Origin of the sequence: Sorangium sp. So ce128, from assembly GCF_051525245.1 — a bacterium.
In the GTDB taxonomy this organism is placed as follows: Bacteria; Myxococcota_A; Polyangia; order Polyangiales; family Polyangiaceae; genus Sorangium; species Sorangium cellulosum_B.
Window position 1 is genome coordinate 3,462,356 of sequence record NZ_CP150313.1, and the last position, 16,782, is coordinate 3,479,137.

General features: G+C 72.8%; 11 protein-coding genes. 6 read left to right on the plus strand and 5 right to left on the minus strand.

The window, feature by feature from the left end; genetic code table 11:
• Positions 1-87 precede the first annotated feature (87 nt).
• The 5 genes from WME82_RS13515 (at position 88) to WME82_RS13535 (ending at position 6,651) form a co-directional block, all read left to right on the plus strand.
• Complete coding sequence (locus WME82_RS13515; RefSeq protein WP_438043187.1) at positions 88-3,579, plus strand: HAD-IC family P-type ATPase; 3,492 nt, start codon at positions 88-90, stop codon at positions 3,577-3,579.
• On the plus strand, positions 3,576-3,860 hold the full coding sequence (locus tag WME82_RS13520) for a hypothetical protein (RefSeq protein WP_437745864.1): 285 nt from the start codon (positions 3,576-3,578) through the stop codon (positions 3,858-3,860). The genes WME82_RS13515 and WME82_RS13520 overlap by 4 nt, the downstream gene beginning before the upstream one ends.
• On the plus strand, positions 3,857-4,474 hold the full coding sequence (locus WME82_RS13525; RefSeq protein ID WP_438043188.1) for an HMA2 domain-containing protein: 618 nt from the start codon (positions 3,857-3,859) through the stop codon (positions 4,472-4,474). Before WME82_RS13520 ends, WME82_RS13525 begins: the two co-directional genes overlap by 4 nt.
• 738 nt (positions 4,475-5,212) lie before the next feature.
• The gene (locus WME82_RS13530; protein WP_437299446.1) at positions 5,213-5,389 is read left to right on the plus strand and encodes a hypothetical protein; all 177 of its coding nucleotides are present in this window, start codon (positions 5,213-5,215) and stop codon (positions 5,387-5,389) included.
• Positions 5,386-6,651 carry a collagen-like protein gene (locus tag WME82_RS13535; protein ID WP_438043189.1) on the plus strand — a complete coding sequence of 422 codons (1,266 nt, stop codon included), beginning with the start codon at positions 5,386-5,388 and terminating at the stop codon, positions 6,649-6,651. The genes WME82_RS13530 and WME82_RS13535 overlap by 4 nt, the downstream gene beginning before the upstream one ends.
• A gap of 221 nt (positions 6,652-6,872) precedes the next feature.
• Here the strand turns inward: WME82_RS13535 and carB are convergent, their stop codons facing one another.
• From carB to WME82_RS13560, 5 genes are all read right to left on the minus strand, one after another.
• Entirely contained in the window at positions 6,873-10,145 is a 3,273-nt protein-coding gene (gene carB / locus WME82_RS13540) for a carbamoyl-phosphate synthase (glutamine-hydrolyzing) large subunit (RefSeq protein ID WP_438043190.1), read from the minus strand.
• 3 nt (positions 10,146-10,148) lie between these two features.
• Positions 10,149-11,315, minus strand: a complete 1,167-nt coding sequence (gene carA, locus WME82_RS13545; RefSeq protein ID WP_438043191.1) for a glutamine-hydrolyzing carbamoyl-phosphate synthase small subunit — start codon at positions 11,313-11,315, stop codon at positions 10,149-10,151.
• 357 nt (positions 11,316-11,672) lie between these two features.
• Entirely contained in the window at positions 11,673-13,391 is a 1,719-nt protein-coding gene (locus tag WME82_RS13550; protein ID WP_437871094.1) for a carbamoyltransferase family protein, read from the minus strand.
• Positions 13,392-13,553: 162 nt separating this feature from the next.
• Positions 13,554-14,771, minus strand: coding sequence for a molybdopterin molybdotransferase MoeA (locus WME82_RS13555; protein ID WP_438043192.1), 1,218 nt, complete (start codon positions 14,769-14,771; stop codon positions 13,554-13,556).
• A complete protein-coding gene (locus WME82_RS13560) occupies positions 14,768-15,304 on the minus strand; it encodes a MogA/MoaB family molybdenum cofactor biosynthesis protein (RefSeq protein ID WP_437745871.1) in 537 nt (178 codons plus the stop codon). Before WME82_RS13560 ends, WME82_RS13555 begins: the two co-directional genes overlap by 4 nt.
• Positions 15,305-15,560: 256 nt before the next feature.
• On the opposite strand from WME82_RS13560, the gene WME82_RS13565 reads away from it, so the two are divergent.
• Positions 15,561-16,514 carry a prolipoprotein diacylglyceryl transferase gene (locus WME82_RS13565; RefSeq protein WP_012235037.1) on the plus strand — a complete coding sequence of 318 codons (954 nt, stop codon included), beginning with the start codon at positions 15,561-15,563 and terminating at the stop codon, positions 16,512-16,514.
• Positions 16,515-16,782: the final 268 nt, after the last annotated feature.

The following is a 16,782-nucleotide window of genomic DNA, read 5'->3' on the forward strand; positions in this document are numbered from 1 at the left end:
GCGCCGGCCCGGCGGCTCGATGTGGCTCGCTCGCACACAGGCGCTGGCTCAACCTTTGAAAAGGCCTCCGCCTCAGCGCGGAGGATCATGGAGCGTCGGGGCACGGGCTGGATCGATCTTCGTGGCGGGCGCAGGGGCGGCGGCGCGCGGCGGCGCGCTCGCGCAGATCGCACGCCTGCGCGCGATCTGCACGGGCCTGCCGGGATCGCGCGGGTGCGCGCGGAGGTGGCCGGCCTCTTCGGAGACGCTGCGCGCGCTGCGCGCATCGAGCGCGACCTCGCGGCGATCCCCGGCGTCGTGTCCGCGCGGGCGAGCGCGCGCACCGGGCGGGTGCTCGTGCGCGTGGGGGAGGACGCGGCCGACGAGGCCGCGCTCGTGCTCGGCGCCCACGCCGTGCCAGGCGCCCCGCCGCCGCCGTCCGCGCGCCGCGCCGTGCGGGCCATGGCCGAGGGCGTGGGCGCGCTCGTGCGCGCGGCGCGCCGCTGCGCGCGCCCCCGCGAGGGCGCGGCGGGCGAGGACGAGCGCCGCGCGTGGCACGCGCGGGCCTGGGGGAGCCAGGTCGCGCCGGCCGGGCAGGGTGGAGGCGCGCCGGCCGGGCAGGGTGGAGGCGCGCCGGCCGGGCAGGGTGGAGGCGCGCCGGCCGGGCAGGGTGAGGGCGCGCCGGCCGGGCAGGGTGAGGGCGCGCCGGCCGGGCAGGGCGGAGGCGAGCGCGCCCGCCGCGTCGACGTGGCGCTCTGCGCCCACGCGGAGGACGCGGGCGAGGTCGCCCGCGCGCTCGGCGTCGATCCGCGCGAGGGGCTCCCCGCCGCCGAGGCGCGCCGCCGCCTCCGCGCGGTCGGCCCGAACGAGCTCGCCGGCGTCGCGACCCGCTCGTCGATCGAGATCCTCGCCGGGCAGGTCTTCACGGTGCCCACGGCGATGCTCCTCGGCGCGGCGGGCGTGTCGCTCGCGCTCGGCGACATGATCGACGCAGGCGCCGTCCTCCTCGTCGTCGGCGCGAACGCCGCGATCGGCACGTACACGGAGTCGCGCGCCGAGGAGCTCCTGCACGCGTGGGGCGACCTCCGCGTCGGGTGGGCGCGCGTCGTGCGCGACGGGCGCGAGCAGCGGCTCGCCGCGTCGGAGATCGTGCCGGGCGACGTGCTCGCGCTGCGCGCGGGCGAGCCGGTCGCGGCGGACGCGCGCGTCCTGACCTCGCGCGCCCTCGCCGCCGACGAGAGCACGCTGACCGGCGAGAGCGAGCCCGCCGAGAAGTGCGCCGCGAGGGTCGACGGCGGCGCGCCGCTCGCCGAGCGCCGCGGCATGGTGTACGCGGGCACCACCATCGCCTCGGGCGAGGGGGCGGCGGTGGTCGTCGCGACAGGCCGGTGGACCGCGCTCGGGGACATCCAGCGCGCGCTCTCCCGCGAGTCCGAGCGCACCCCGCCGCTCGAGCAGGAGCTCGCCTGGATCGGCCGGCGCCTCGCGACCTTCGCGCTCGCGAGCTCGTCGGCGGTGATGGTCGTCGGCCTCGCGCGTCGGAGGCCGCTCCGCGCGCTCCTGCGGAGCGCCGTCGCGCTCGGCGTCGCCGCCATCCCCGAGGGGTTCCCCACCGTGGGCACCACGGCGCTCGCGCTCGCGAGCCGCCGCCTGCGCGGCTCCGGCATCGTGATCCGCCGCCTCGCCGCGGCCGAGACGCTCGGCGCGGTGAGCGTCGTCTGCGCCGACAAGACCGGCACGCTCACCGAGAACCGGATGCAGGTGGCCGAGATCTTCCTCCCCGGCGAGGGCGCGCTGCGGGTGGAGCGCGCCGCGCGCCGCGGCGGCGGCGCGGGGCCCGCGCGCGGGATCGCGCTGATCGGCGAGGACGGGCGCGAGGTCGACGCCGCCGCCCCGCGCGTGCACGCGCTCGCGCGCATCGCCGCCCTCAACGCCGACGTCGAGCTGAGCGAGGCGGGCAAGGTCGTCCAGGGCAGCGGCACCGAGCGCGCCCTCGTGGAGTTCGCGCTCGCCGCCGGCTACCCCGTGTCGGCGCGGCGCCTCGCGGCGCGGCGCGTGAGCGAGGCGCGGCGCTCGGCCGAGCGCGCGTTCATGGTGACGGTCCACGACCACCCGGAGCTCGGGCACATCGAGCTCGTGAAGGGCGCCCCCGAGCAGGTCGTCGCGCGCTGCGACGCGCCGCCCCGGCGCGAGGGGGCCGGCGACGAGCGCGGCGAGGTGCTCCGGCACAACGACGCGATGGCCTCGCGGGGGCTGCGCGTGCTCGCGCTCGCGTGGCGGCAGAACGGCCGGCCGGACAACGACGCTCCGCTCGAGTTCGCCGGCCTCGTCGGCCTCCGCGACCCGCCGCGCCCCGGCGTGCGGGAGGCGCTCGAGGCCCTCTCCGGCGCCGGCATCCGCACCCTGATGCTCACGGGCGACCAGGAGCGGACCGCGCGCGCGATCGGCGTCGAGCTCGGCATCCCGCCGGACGCCGTGCACAGCCGGGTCACCCCGGAGGCCAAGCTCGACATCGTGCGGGCGCTCCAGCAGGGCGGCGCGATCGTGGCGATGACGGGCGACGGCGTGAACGACGGACCCGCGCTCAAGGCGGCCGACGTCGGCGTGGCCATGGGCAAGCGCGGCACGGACATCGCGCGGGCCGTGGCCGACGTGGTCCTCGCCGAGGACGATCTGCCGAGCCTCACCGAGGCGGTCCGCGAGGGGCGGCGGCTGCACGACAACGTCCGCCGGGCGATCGCCTACTTCGTCGCGACGAACGCGAGCGAGGTCCTCACGATGCTGGTGGGCGCCCTCTGCGGCGCCTCGCCGCTCACGCCGCTGCAGCTGCTCTGGATCAACCTGCTCACCGACGTGGCGCCGGCGCTCGCGCTCGCGCTCGAGCCGGCCGAGGCCGGCGTCATGCGGCGCCCCCCGCGCGACCCTGCGGCGCGGCTGCTCGGCGCGGCCGATCTCCGCGCGCTGGGCGTGGACGCGGCCGCGATGTCCGGCGCGTCGCTGTCGGCGTACGCGCTCGGCGGCCGGGCCACCGCGGGGACGAGGGCGTTCACGGCGCTGGTGACCGCGCAGCTGCTCCACATCCTGGCCTGCCGCGCCGGCGCCGGGGAGGGCGCCGCGGCGGACGCGCTCCGCCGGGACAGCCCGCACGTGGCCCGCGCGCTCGCCGCCACGTCCGCGCTCCAGGCGCTCGCGCTCGGCTCCAGGTCCCTGGGCCGCCTGCTGGGGGCGCAGCGCCTCCGCGCCGGGGAGCTCGCGCTCGCCGTGGCCGTGGGCGCGCTGCCCGCGCTGCTCCGCGGTCCTCTGGGGCGCTCCGCGAGCGCTGGCCGCGAGATCGTGATCGTCAACGGCAGGCGCGCGGAATCGGAATTGAAATCGGAGTCGGAATCGGAGCCGGAATCGGAGTCGGAATCGGAATCGGAGTCGGGCTCGGCGTCAGGAGCGGAATCGGACGCGTCAGCAGAAGCGGAAGCAGCAGACGCGAGAGCGGAAGCGGAAACGGACCAGGGCGCAGGCGAGGATGCGGGGGCGGCCGCGAGACGCAAGCAAGGCGTGCGCGCCGCGCGCGTCGCCGGGCTGCGCAAGGGAGACATGGCATCATGAAGTTCCATCCACCGTCGTTCGCCCTGGGGGTCGGCACGGCCGTCCTCCTGATGGGCAAGAAGCAGCACCTCCGGCCGGTGGTCGTCGAGATCGCGGCGCTCGGGCTCCACCTGGGCAGGCTGGGCCTCGGCTTGCTCGAGCGCCAGCGGGAGCACGTCGAGGATCTCTTCGCCGAGGTCGCCGAGCGGGTGCGCCAGAAGGCGGCGGGCGGGGCGCGCGGCGAGCGGGCTGCGCGCAAGAGCAACGGCGCCTCGGAGCTCCACGGCGAGCCGTCGTCATGACGTCGCCGGCGGTCCTCGTCGTCCACGCCCTGGAGCGGCGCGTCCGCCTGCGCGCGCCGGCGCTGGCCGGCCATCGTCGGGTGTGCGAGCGGATCGCGGAGCAGCTCGCGGCCGATCCCGCCTGCGAGGTCGTCTCGATCCGTCCGATGACGGGCTCGGTGATCGTCGAGCGCTCCGAGGGCGGGCTCGATCCGGAGCGGCTCCGCGCCCGGCTCGCCGGGCTGGTCGACGGGGCGCGCGAGGATGACGGCCACCCGCTCGGCGCGCCGCGGCCCGAGGGGCATCCTGGTCCGACGCGCGTCGCCCGCGCGGTCGCGCACGCCTTTGCCGGGATCAACGCCGATGTGCGCGAGGCGATGGATTACCGCGCGGATCTTGGCACCATCTTGCCGGTCGTCTTCGCGGCGGCGGGGCTCGCCGAGGTCGGGGCGACGCGCAGGCTGCCTGTGCCGGCCTGGTTCAACCTGCTCTGGTGGTCGCTCCGGTGGTTCATGACGTTCAACCCCGGGGCGATCTCGGAGGAGCTGAACAGCAGCGGCGGCGGGGCGCAGGGCCAGCCGGGCGTCGCGGGCGAGGGGCCTGGCGAGGCGGGCCCCGTGTGCGACGATCTCTAGAGCGACGGTCACCCGCTTCGGATACGGGCCCACCTCGGCGTTTTCGGTGCTCAGCGCACCGGAAGTGCGCTTGCGCGCCGAAAACGCCGATCTGGGCCCGTCTCCTGTGCGGGTGTCCGCCGCTCTGCACGTGGCAGAGGTGGGCGGAAAACGCTGCAGAGAGGCATTTCCGCTCCGCGGACGCACCGCCGGTCGGGGCGCTCCGGGCGCGGTCGAAGGTGGGCCCGTCGCTTCGGCGCGCGGGGGCAGCGCTCGGCGGAGCTGCTACCGCGCGCTCGCGCGGAGGGCAGGAGAGCGTGGGATGAGGGCATTCCGCCGGCGGGGCCAGGATTCTCGGCGTTCAGCTCGCCTCGGACATCGCCTTGCGATCGCGGCGTGAGCGTGTCGGCGCACTTTCGAGCCCGTGGCGCCGCCTGTCGACCCCGACGTAAAGCGGCGATGTATCACAATGGCTCGGGAATAGATTGAACCTTGGTGGCCGGGCGCGTACCTTCCTGGTCCGGATCGTAAGCCCCGGAAGCAGAGGGGAACACGTTGATGGCGCGACTGCAATTCCCGGTGTGGCTAGGCCTGACTGTTGCATCGCTCGCCGTGTCTCCGGGCTGTAGCTGTGGCAGTCCCGACGTGTCCGTGGCTGGGGCCGGGTCGGGGGGTGAGGGTCTCGGGGGGGCCGGCGGGGCTGGTGCAGGCGATCCTGTGGCTTCGGCGGGCGGGGGTGGCGCAGGTGGGCGTCCCGAGGTGGGGGATCGGGGCATCGCCGCGGGCGAGATGGTCAGCGCGGGGAAGGTCGTGAGGAGCCCGAGCTATCGCATGGTCTTCACGCTCGGTCAGCCGACGCAGAATCAGGGAAAGACGACCTCACCGAGTTACCGCGTGCAGGGCGGTCTGGTCGGGGCGAACGGGAGCGTGCCATGAACGGGATGGGACGGCGTGTCCTCGCGATGGGTGTTCTTCTCGCCGCCTCCGTCGGCCTCGTGCGCGGCGCGGCCGCCGCCGTGCCGATGCAGATCTCGCATCAAGGGCGGCTCTTCACGGCCAACGGCGAGCCGGTCAATGACGTCCTCTCGGTGACGTTCGCCATCTACGCCGCCGAGGACGACGACGAGCCGCTCTGGAGCGAGGTGATCGCGCTCTCGTTCGACGAAGGCTTTTTCTCCACCGTGCTCGACTTCACCGAGGAGCAATCCGCGAAGGTCTTCGACGGCTCGGTTCGCTACATCGGAATCACGGTCGGGGACGATCAGGAGATGGAGCCTCGCGCTTCGATCGGGAGCGTCCCGTATGCGATGGTCGCGAACAACGCTGTTGGTGAGATCACGCCGAAGCTGGTGAAGATCGGCGGCAGGGTCGTCATCGACGAGAGCGGCAACTGGGTGGGCAACTCGAGCGGTATCGCGGGGCCGATGGGACCGACGGGTCCGACAGGGCCCCAGGGACCGATGGGGCCGGAGGGACCGACAGGGCCCCAGGGGCCAAAGGGGCCTGAGGGGCCGACGGGGCCCGTGGGCGCGACAGGACCCGAGGGGCCGGCGGGGCCGGCTGGCGTGCCCGGCGAGAGGGGACCGATGGGGCCCGAGGGGCCAATGGGGCCCCAGGGGCCGATGGGGCCCGAGGGGCCAATGGGGCCCGAGGGGCCGATGGGGCCCGAGGGGCCGATGGGACCCGAGGGACCGATGGGACCCGAGGGACCGATGGGACCCGAGGGGCCGATCGGGCCAGTGGGCGCAACAGGGCCTCAGGGGCCGACGGGTGTGGTCGCGACGATCGCGATCGCGGGCAACATGGCTCCCCTTATTGAGGGTGGCAGCGCCGCCTATGTCTTCGTCGGCCCCCCGGGGTCGGTGACCATCACCGGCAGCCAGCGCGTGACCGGATCAGCCTCTGCGCCGCTCGGCCTGCAGCCGTCCCGCGCTGCATTCGTCGCCCCGCTCGGCCTCTGTTATCAGCGGCGCGGCGGCACCGGCGATATCGTCAACTTCTTCGGCGGCACCTTCGCGAGCCACTACTTCACGCCGACCCGCACAACCTACTCGGTCTCTGCCACGACGGTGCTGCCAGAGGGCGAATGGAATGTCGGCATGTGCGTCCGCAATGAGGGGACCAGCGCGATCCAGGGATCGACCACGTCGACCGGCAACGGCATGGTGAACGGCTGGTTCATCGTCACGAACGACTGAGGGCGAGCCTGCCGTCCGGGTTCGTGAGCCCGCCTCCGCTCCCATGAAGTCGGCAGGCCCCGTGCGGGGGTGTCCGTCGCGGGGCGCGGAGAGGGCCGGTGTTGGTTCTGCTGTCGGGAGGGCAGCCGGCCCCGCGCGGGGGTGTCCGTCGCGGGGCCGGGCGGCTCGGCACAACCTCCCGAGCCACCCGGAGCCTCTCCTCGCCGCGTCGGCGTCTCAGATCACCTGAGCGCCACCGGGCTCCGCGCGAGGTACTCGTCGTAGGACAGGGTCCGCAGATCCTCGATCCTCTTCGCGCGCATCGCCCCGATGACCGCCCGCGCGAGCTGGAGGTCCGTGAGGAGCGGGATGTTCGCGTCGACCGCGCGCCGCCGGATCAGGTAGCCGTCCGGACGGCCGAGCTGGTCGTACTCGCGGGGGATGTTGATCACGAGATCCACCTTCCCCTGCTCGATGGCGCTCATCGCCGTCTCCCCCTCGTCGGGCTGCTTCGCGAGGCTCGTGCACGCGAGCCCGAGCGCCCGGAGCGCCTCGGCCGTGCCCGGCGTCGCGAAGATGGGGAGCTTCAGGTGCTCGGCGATGACGCGGGCCTCGTCGGCGAACCAGTACTTGTCCTCGAGCGGCCCGAGCGACAGCAGCACGCCCTTCTTGGGGAACCTGAAGCCGGTCGCGAGCAGCGAGTGCAGGAGCGCCTCGTGCATGTCGTCGCCGAAGCAGCCGACCTCGCCGGTGCTCGCCATTTCGACGCCGAGCATCGGATCGGCCCCCACGAGGCGCGAGAACGAGAACATCGGCGCCTTCACTCCGACGTAATCGAGGTCGAGCCCGCGGTTCTCGACCGGCTGCGACACGCCGAGCATCCTGCGCATCGCCTCCCTGACGAAGTTGTTCCCCGTGACCTTCGACACGAAGGGGAAGCTCCGCGACGCGCGCAGGTTGCACTCGATCACCTTGACCGTGTTGTGCTTGGCCAAGAACTGCATGTTGAACGGCCCGGTGATCGAGAGCGACCGCGCCACCTGCTGGGCGATCTGCTTGATCCTGCGGATCGTCGCGATGTAGAGCGACTGCGGGGGCAGGACGAGCGTCGCGTCGCCGCTGTGGACGCCGGCGTTCTCGATGTGCTCGCTGATCGCCCAGAGGATGATCTCCCCGCGATCGGCGACCGCGTCGATCTCCACCTCGCGGGCGTGGGTCTCGAACTTGGACACGACAACGGGGTAGGTGGGGGAGACGGCCTTGGCCCGGGCGAGGATGCGATCGAGCTCGTTGGGCTCGTGCGCCACGCTCATGGCCGCGCCGCTCAGCACGTAGCTCGGCCGCACGAGGACGGGGAAGCCGCCGAGCTTGTTCACGATCTCGCCCGCCTGGCCCGCGTCGACGACGTGCGCCCAGCGCGGCTGGTCGATCCCCAGCCGGTCGAGCAGATCGCTGAACTTCTTCCGGTCCTCGGCGGTGTCGATGCTCCCCGGGCTCGTGCCGAGGATACGCGCCCCCGCCTCGTGCAGCCGGAGCGCCAGGTTGTTCGGGACCTGCCCGCCCATGCTGACCACGATGCCGTAGGGCTGCTCCCGCTCGTAGATGTCGAGCACCGTCTCGAAGCTGATCTCGTCGAAGACCAGCTTGTCGCACGTGTCGTAATCGGTGCTGACCGTCTCCGGGTTGTAGTTCAGCATCATGGTCTCGTAGCCGAGCTCCGAGGCCGCGCGGATCGCGTTGACGCAGCACCAGTCGAACTCGACGCTCGAGCCGATGCGGTAGGCGCCGGAGCCGAGCACCATGATCTTCTTCCGCCAGGACGGCGCGACGTCCGTGGCCGACGCGTGGTAGCTCGAATAGAGGTAGTTCGTCTCGGCGGGGAACTCGGCCGCGAGCGTGTCGATCTGCGCGAGGTGCGGCACGATGCCGTGCCGCTTCCTGGCCTCCCGGATCGAGCCCCGCGGCGCGCCGGTCAGCGTGCCGATCATCCGGTCGCTGAAGCCGAGCTGCTTCGCCTCCCGGAGGGTCGCCTCCTCGAGCGCCGGCTCCTGCGCGGCCGCGGTCTTGTCGGCCTGCGCGGGGACGGCGACCTTGAGCGTCTTCAGGTCCCGGTGCATCCGGACGATCGGCTCGATCTGGTTCAAGAACCACCGGTCGATCTTGGTCAGGTTGTGGATCTCGTCGACCGACATCCCCTCCTGGAGCGCGCGGGCCACGGCGAAGATCCGGAGCGGCGTCGCGTTCTGCAGCTCGTCGCGGAGGTCCTTGAAGGTGAACGCGTCGGGGTCGAGCCCCTTCACCCCGATGTCGAGCATGCGGAGCGCCTTCTGGATGACCTCGGGGAACGTCCTGCCGATGGCCATGACCTCGCCGACGCTCTTCATCTCGCTGCCGATCCGCATCGACGCGCCGCGGAACTTGCCGAGGTCCCAGCGCGGGACCTTGCAGACGAGGTAGTCGAGCGCCGGCTCGAAGAACGCGGTCGTCCTGCGGGTGATCGCGTTGGCGATCTCCGGCATGGTGTAGCCGACGGCGATCTTCGCGGCGACGTAGGCGAGCGGGTAGCCCGTCGCCTTGCTGGCGAGGGCGCTCGACCGGGAGAGGCGCGCGTTCACCTCGATGACCCGGTAATCGGCGCTGTGCGGGTCGAGCGCGTACTGGATGTTGCACTCGCCCACGATGCCGAGGTGGCGGATCGTCTTCAGCGCGACCGAGCGGAGGAGCTGGTACTCCTCGTCGTTCAGCGTCTGCGACGGGGCGACGACGATCGACTCCCCGGTATGGATCCCCATCGGGTCGAGGTTCTCCATGTTGCAGACGGTGATGCAGTTGTCGCGCCCGTCGCGGACGACCTCGTACTCGATCTCCTTCCAGCCGCGGAGGCACTCCTCGACGAGCACCTGGGGCACGCCGCCGGCGAAGCCGCGGCGCACGGCGTCCTCGAGGTCGCGCTCGCTCTCGACGATGCCGCTGCCCTTGCCGCCGAGCGCGTAGCCGCCGCGGAGCATCACGGGGAACCCGATCTCGCGCGCCGCCGCCATGGCCTCGGCCGCCGAGCGGCAGGCGCGGCTGCGGGCGGTCTTCACGCCGATCTCGTCGAGGCGCTCGATGAAGAGCCGCCGGTCCTCGGTGTCGCGGATCGCCTTGATCGGCGTGCCGAGCACCCGCACGCCGTACTTGTCGAGGATGCCCGAGTCGTGGAGCTCGAGCCCGCAGTTGAGCGCCGTCTGCCCGCCGAAGGAGAGGGCGATCGCGTCGACCTCCTCCTTGACGATGATCCGCTCGACGAACTCCGGGGTGACCGCGCAGAGGTGGATGCGGTCTGCGAGCCCCTCGCTCGTCTGGATGGTGGCGATGTTGGGGTTCACGAGGACGGTGGCGATCCCCTCCTCCTTGAGGGCCTTGATCGCCTGCGACCCCGAGTAGTCGAACTCGCCGGCCTGACCGATCTGGAGCGCGCCGGAGCCGAGCACGAGGACGCGCCGGGGTTTCTTGGGGAGATACGCGCCGTACATGGCTCAGCTCCTTCCTGCGGTGGGGGTGGCGCGGGGATCCGCGGCAGCGGTCCCCGCGGTCTTGAGTCGCGAATCGGAGGACCCCTTCATCGCGCCGCAGAGGCGGAGGAAGTCGTCGAACAGGTAGCCTGCGTCCTCGGGCCCGGGCGTCGCCTCGGGGTGGAACTGGACGCTGAAGAAGGGGCGGAGCCGCGAGCGGATGCCCTCGTTGGTGCCGTCGTTGATGTTGACGAACCAGGGCTCCCACTCGGCGGGCAGCGACTCGTGCTTCACCGCGTACCCGTGGTTCTGGCTCGTGACGTAACAGCGGCGGCTCAGGAGGTCCTGCACCGGCTGGTTCACGCCGCGATGGCCGTACGGCAGCTTGAAGGTGTCGCCGCCGGCGGCCAGCGCGAGGATCTGGTTGCCGAGGCAGATGCCGAAGATCGGCTTCGTGTAGGTCCCGAGCAGGCCGCGCACCGCGGCGACCAGCTGGCCGAGGTCCTTGGGGTCGCCAGGGCCGTTGCCGATGAGGACGCCGTCGGCGCTCTCGGCGAGCTCGGCGATGGGCGCGTGGTAGGGGGCGCGGATGACGGTGACCCCGCGCCGCAGGAGCGAGCGGACGATGTTGTCCTTCGCGCCCGCGTCGATGAGGAGCACCTTCAGGGGGCCGCCCTCGTACGTGACGGGCTCGCGGGGCGAAACGAGGCGGAACACCTCCTCGCGCATGTCCACGGCCTCGGCCGAGCGCTTCACCCGCTCCAGGTCCATCTCGGCCGGGAACAGCCAGCCCTTCATCGTCCCGACCTCCCGGAGCCGCCGCGTCAGCGTGCGCGTGTCGATCCCCGTGATCGCCGGGATGCCCTCGCTGGCGAGCCAGGCGCCGAGCGAGCGGACCGCGGCGTGGTGGCTGTAGCGCTCCACGTAGCTCTGGACCACGAGCCCCTGCAGCTGGATGCGGTCGGCCTCGTAGGGCCCGTCGACGCTGCCTGCTTTGCGCGGCGCGGGCACGCCGTAGCTGCCCACGAGCGGGTACGTGATCGTCAGGATCTGGCCTCTGTACGAGGGATCCGTGAGCGTCTCGACGTACCCCGTCATGCCGGTGTTGAAGACGACCTCGCCGCTCACCGCGCGCGGGGCGCCGAAGCACCGGCCCGTCATGGTCGTGCCGTCTTCGAGTACGAGCTTCATCCGATTCGCATCCATCCTCTTTGACCGCCTGGGCCGCCGCGGCGCGGACCCTTACGCAGGGGGGGCCGTGAGCGCATGCAGCGCCGTGGGCCCATGGGGTACCAGGTCCGCGCGCACGCCGCGCGGCGGGCCGGCATCATGCTCGAGGCAAGGCGTCCAAGCACCCCCGGTCGTCGGAACCGGTTGCTCCGGCGCTCCGTCGAGGTGGGGCAGGGCGCCCGGCGTCCCGTTCTTCCACATGCCGGGGACGCCCATTTGCCGTCCCCTCGCTCCACGTCAACCACGAACTTTCGGCCGGGCCTCCACGGCCGCTTCCGGCGGGCTTTTCGCGGCCTACCAGGAGCGCGCGCGGTCTGCCTAGAGGGCCGGCGCGCGCTCCAGGTAGGCCCGCTCGAGCACGAGCACGTCCATCTTGGTCCGGAGGAAGCAGTCGAGCGCTTCCTTTGGGGTGCAAACGATCGGCTCGCTCGCGTTGAAGGAGGTGTTCAGGAGGACGGGCGTGCCAGTCTGCCGGCCGAACTCGCTGAGGAGCGCGTGGTAACGCGGGTTCTCCTGGGCGGTCACCGTCTGGAGGCGCCCCGTGCCGTCGACGTGGGTCACGGCGGGGATCTCGGCGCGGCGCTCGGGCTTGATCTTGTAGACCTTGACCATGAACGGGTCCGGCGAGGTCTGCTCGAAGTAGTCGCCGACGCGCTCGAGGGGCAGCGCCGGCGCGAAGGGGCGGAACATCTCGCGGCGCTTGATCCGCTCGTTCATCGCGTCCTTGATGTCCGGCCGCCGCGGGTCGCAGAGGATGCTGCGGTTGCCGAGCGCGCGCGGGCCGTACTCCATCCTCCCCTGGAACCAGCCGACCACCTTGCCCTCGCTGATCGCCCTGGCGACGCGGGGGATCAGGTCCTCGTCGGGGAGGGTCTCGAACGCGACCTGCTCCTTCCGGAGCAGCTCGTCGATGGTCTCCTGCGAGAAGGCCGGGCCGAAGTAGCTGTGCGTCTGGTGGAAGCCGCGCGGGTTGTCGAGCTTGTGGTGGTGGACGTAGAGCGCCGCCCCGAACGACGTGCCCGCGTCGCCGGCCGCTGGCTGGATGAAGACGTCGTCGAACAGCCCCTTCGGCCGGATCTTCCCCGCAGCCACGCTGTTGTAGGCGCAGCCGCCCGCGAGGGCGAGGCGCGGCGAGCCGGTGAGGTGCTTCGCCGTCGCGAGCAGCTCGAAGTAGACCTCCTCGAACGCCGCCTGCGTCGAGGCGGCGACGGCCATGAAGCGATCTTCCATCCGGCTCTTCGGGCTGCGGGCGGGGCCGAGCAGGTCGATCAGGCGCTCGGAGTGGATGGGGCCGTAGCGGGGCTCGCCCTCCCAGGTCATCGCGATGCCCTTCGTGTGGTGCTGGAAGTACTCTAGCCCGAGCTCGAACGCCCCGTCCTTGACGCGCACCACCTGCCGGAGCTTGTCGAGCAGATCCGGCTGGCCGTAGGCCGACAGCCCCATGACCTTGTACTCGTCGCCGAACTTGGGGAACCCGAGGTACTGCGTCAGGCCCGAGTAGAACAGCCCGAGCGAGTGGGGGAAGCCGACGTGCCGGAGGATCTCCAGCTTGTTGCCGCGGCCGCGCGCCCACATCGTGCTGACGAAGTCGCCGAAGGCGTCGATGGACAGGACCGCCGCCTCGTCGAAGCCCGAGGGGAAGAACGCGGAGGCGAGGTGCGCGCGGTGGTGCTCGACGTTGTGCGACGCGGCGCGGATGCGCTTCGGGTCGACGCCGAGCGCGGCGCCGAGGTGCACCTTCGGGTCGCTCGCGCCGAGCGAGCCCTTGAGGAGCCCCGCCGGTGAGCGCCGCGTCAGCGCGTAGAGGAGCTTGTCGCCGAGGTGCGCCCTCGTGTCGCGGCTGATCGCGATGTGATCGATGTCCTCGACCCGCGCGCCCGCGGCGCCGAGGCAGTACTCGACCGCCAGCCGCGGGAAGCCCGCGCAGTGCTTGATCCTGCTGAACCGCTCCTCCTCCGCCGCCGCCACGAGCTGGCCGTCGACGAGCAGGGCGGCCGACGCATCGCCGTGGTAGGCGTTGATCCCGAGGATGAGCATCGCTCCGCCATCTTCCGGTGCCCCCGCGCGAGGGTCAAGGTGAGCCCTCCGCCCGAGCGCGGTGGGATCGAGCGTGGGTTCGTGACGTAAATTCGCCGGCCGCGTGGCAATGCTGCGCGCTGGAGGCAATGCCTCGCGCTGTGGGCAATGCGCAGCGCGCGGTCAGATCTCCGCGAGGCGGATGGCCTCGAGGCGATCGCCCTCGTCGATGCGCTCCCGATCGGCCGGCACGAGGACGAGCGCGTCGGCCTCGGCGAAGCTCGTGACGGCGCCCGACGCCTGGTTCGCGGCGATGCGGGCGACGAGCTCGCCGCTCGAGGCGTCGAGGCGGGTGCGGAGGAACTCGGCGCGACCGGTCTGGCGCCTGAGCGCGCTGTCCGCGCGGACGATCACGCGGGGCGGCCGCGGCGCCGCGTCGCCCTGGAGCGCGCGGAGCAGCGGCACGCCGAAGAGGACGAACGTGAGCGAGGCCGAGGCCGGATTGCCTGGCAGCCCGAGCACGTGGACGACGCCCCACCGCGAGAGCTCGGCGCGCCCCACCGCGAGCGGCTTGCCCGGCTTGATGGCGACGCGCCAGAAATCGAGCGACACGCCGGCTGCCTCGAGCGCGGGGCGGACGATGTCGTGGTCGCCGACGCTCACGCCGCCGACGGTCACCACGAGATCGGACCCGCGCAGCGCCGTCGACACCGCCTCGGCGGCGCGCGCCGCGTCGTCCGGGACGAACGGCGCGATGCGGACCGCAGCGCCCGCCGCGCGCGCGGTCGCGGCGATGAAGTAGCTGTTCGACTCCGGGATCGTGCCCGCGGGGCCGGGCGAGCCGGGCGCGCGCAGCTCGTCGCCGGAGCACATCACCGTGACCACGGGGCGGCGCGCGACGAGGACGCTCGGGCGATCGAGCGCGGCCGCGAGCGCGACCTTCCCCGGGGTGAGCCGCGCTCCTCTGCGCAGCGGGAGGGCGCCCTCCGCGAGGTCCGCGCCCCGGCGGCGCACCCAGGCGCCCGCCCGCGGCGCTTCCTGCAGGGTGATCTCGTCGCCGCTGCGCACGGCGTCCTCCTGCGGCGCGATCGTGTCGGCGCCGGGCGGCAGCCGCGCGCCGGTGAAGATCCGACACGCCGTGCCCGGGTGGAGCGCCGGCAGCGGGCGGCCGGCCGCGCTCTCGCCGCGGACGGGCAGCCTGAAGGGCCCGCTGCCCGCGAGGTCGGCCGAGGCGATGGCGTAGCCGTCCATCGCGCTGTAATCGAAGGCGGGCATCGCGTCGGCGGCCGCGATGTCCTCGGCAAGCACGCGCCCTGCCGCGTCGTCGAGCGGCACCCGCTCGGGGCCGACCGGGGCAGCGGTCGCGAGCAGCCGATCGAGCGCCTCTTCGAAGGGGATCATCCGCGCTGCTCCTCGCCCTGCACGGGCTGCGGGTGCCGGTGGTGGTGTCCGCCCTTGCCGGACGCCAGCGTGACCGCGTGGGCAAGGACGGGGCCGATGATCTGCGTGACGGCGAGCTCCACCGCCTTCGGGCTGCCGGGCAGCGCGATCACCACGAGCCCTCGCGCGACGCCCGCCGCGGCGCGCGACAGAATGGCGTTCGGCCCGATCGCGTCCCAGCTCAGGCGCCGGAATGCCTCGCCGAAGCCGTCGAGCGTCTTCTCGAAGAGCGGCGCGAGCGCCTCGAGGGTCCGGTCGCGCGGGGCGATCCCGGTCCCGCCTGTGGTGACGACCGCGTCGGCCGAGCCTGCGTCCGCGATCTGAACGATCGCCGCTCGCAGCAGCTCGGGCTCCTCGCGGATGACGGCGTGGGAGGTCACGGAGAAGCCGGCGCGCTTCAGGAGCTCGCCGAGGAGCTGTCCGCCCTCGTCATCGTCGAGGGTGCGGGTGTCACTGAGCGTCAGCGTGGCGACGCGCACGGGGGAGCGGCTCATGCGGCAGGTTTACGCCTGTCCCCCGCGGTTGGCGAACTCTTGACGACACCGGCGCGGCGTCGCGGCGGACTTCGCGCGGGCGCGGTGGCCTCGTGGCGCGGCGGCGCGGTGGCTCGACCGGGCGAAGGCGGCCTCGCTGCGTCCCTGGCGCCCGCGCCGCGCTCAGCGCGCCCCCGCCGCGCGTGGCGCGGCCTTGTCGCTCCGACGTCATCGACGGCGGATGGCTTTCGCCTCGTCGCTGCGCTAGGGGAGCGACGTGTCAGGCCCTCTGATCCCTTACATCGAGCTCCCCGAGATCCCGCTCGCTTTCCTGGAGCACATCCCGCTCGTGGGGCAGCTCATCGATCCGGCGAAGCCGCCCTCGATCAAGCCGTTCGGCACGCTGGTGGCGCTCGGCGTCTACATCGGCGCCGTCGTCGCCACGCGGCACGCGCGCGAGCGGCGCCTCGACGAGAAGAAGATGAGCGAGTTCATCTTCTGGGTCGTGGCGGCCGGGTTCATCGGTGGGCACGTCCTCGACGCGATCTTCTATCACCCGCAGCGGGTCGCCCGAGATCCTCTCTACCTCTTCGCGCTCTGGGACGGCCTGTCGAGCTTCGGCGGCTTCACCGGCGCGCTGATCGGCGCCTTCGCGTGGCGCTTCTATCGCCGCGAGCGGATCATGCCCTACTGCGAGGTCGTCAACAGCGCGTTTCCGCTCGCGTGGGTGTTCGGGCGCGCGGGCTGCGCGTCGGTCCACGATCATCCGGGCCGTATTTCCGACGCATGGTTCGCGGTCCAATACCCGCTCGGGACGGGACACGTCGGCCGGTTCGATCTCGGCCTATATGAGTGTGTGCTCGCGATCCCGCTCGCGATCGCGTTCGCGGTGCTCTGGCGCCGGAACCCCCATCGTCCGCTCGGCTTCTACACCGGGATCATGTGCACCGCGTACGCTCCGGTGCGGTTCGCGCTCGATTTCCTGCGCGAGCGGGAGGGCACGGTCGTCGGCGGCGATCCGCGTTATGCCGGTCTCACTCCCGCGCAGTGGGCATGCTTCGGTCTGTTCGCGGTGGGGCTCTATTTCCTGCGCATGGCGGCGCGCGGCGAACCGTCGAGCGCCGGGGCGAGCCCGCTGGACGGCGCTTCGCGCGTCGCGGACGACGATCCGTCCGACGAGGACGATGAGGCCGAGGCGCCTCGGGCCTCCCGCGCCCGGGCCGAGAGGTGATCCCGCACCTGGGCACCTTGGACCGGTCGTTTCGGGTTTCGGGCAGATCCACGCCGCGCGATGCGCTCATCCGCTGGGCGGCGCTGGACCGCTCGGCCCTCCCGAGCGCCGGGTTTCCCGAGCGCCGGTCTGGCGACGCCCGCCTGTGACGGAGCGCGCTCTGCGGGGTCCCTGGTCGCCTGGACCGGCGCCCCGGTCCTCCGGACCGGCGCTCGCCTGAGGGGCGAAGGCGCGGAGGGGCCCGGGACGGCTCCTTCCGGGCCTTCAT

What these genes read in the sequence shown, in the direction of transcription:
- WME82_RS13515 (WP_438043187.1), top strand. Translation starts at nt 88, where the DNA reads ATGGAGCGTCGGGGCACGGGCTGGATCGATCTTCGTGGCGGGCGCAGG.
- WME82_RS13520 (WP_437745864.1), top strand. Translation starts at nt 3,576, where the DNA reads ATGAAGTTCCATCCACCGTCGTTCGCCCTGGGGGTCGGCACGGCCGTC.
- WME82_RS13525 (WP_438043188.1), top strand. Translation starts at nt 3,857, where the DNA reads ATGACGTCGCCGGCGGTCCTCGTCGTCCACGCCCTGGAGCGGCGCGTC.
- WME82_RS13535 (WP_438043189.1), top strand. Translation starts at nt 5,386, where the DNA reads ATGAACGGGATGGGACGGCGTGTCCTCGCGATGGGTGTTCTTCTCGCC.
- carB (WP_438043190.1), bottom strand. Translation starts at nt 10,145, where the DNA reads ATGTACGGCGCGTATCTCCCCAAGAAACCCCGGCGCGTCCTCGTGCTC.
- carA (WP_438043191.1), bottom strand. Translation starts at nt 11,315, where the DNA reads ATGAAGCTCGTACTCGAAGACGGCACGACCATGACGGGCCGGTGCTTC.
- WME82_RS13550 (WP_437871094.1), bottom strand. Translation starts at nt 13,391, where the DNA reads ATGCTCATCCTCGGGATCAACGCCTACCACGGCGATGCGTCGGCCGCC.
- WME82_RS13555 (WP_438043192.1), bottom strand. Translation starts at nt 14,771, where the DNA reads ATGATCCCCTTCGAAGAGGCGCTCGATCGGCTGCTCGCGACCGCTGCC.
- WME82_RS13560 (WP_437745871.1), bottom strand. Translation starts at nt 15,304, where the DNA reads ATGAGCCGCTCCCCCGTGCGCGTCGCCACGCTGACGCTCAGTGACACC.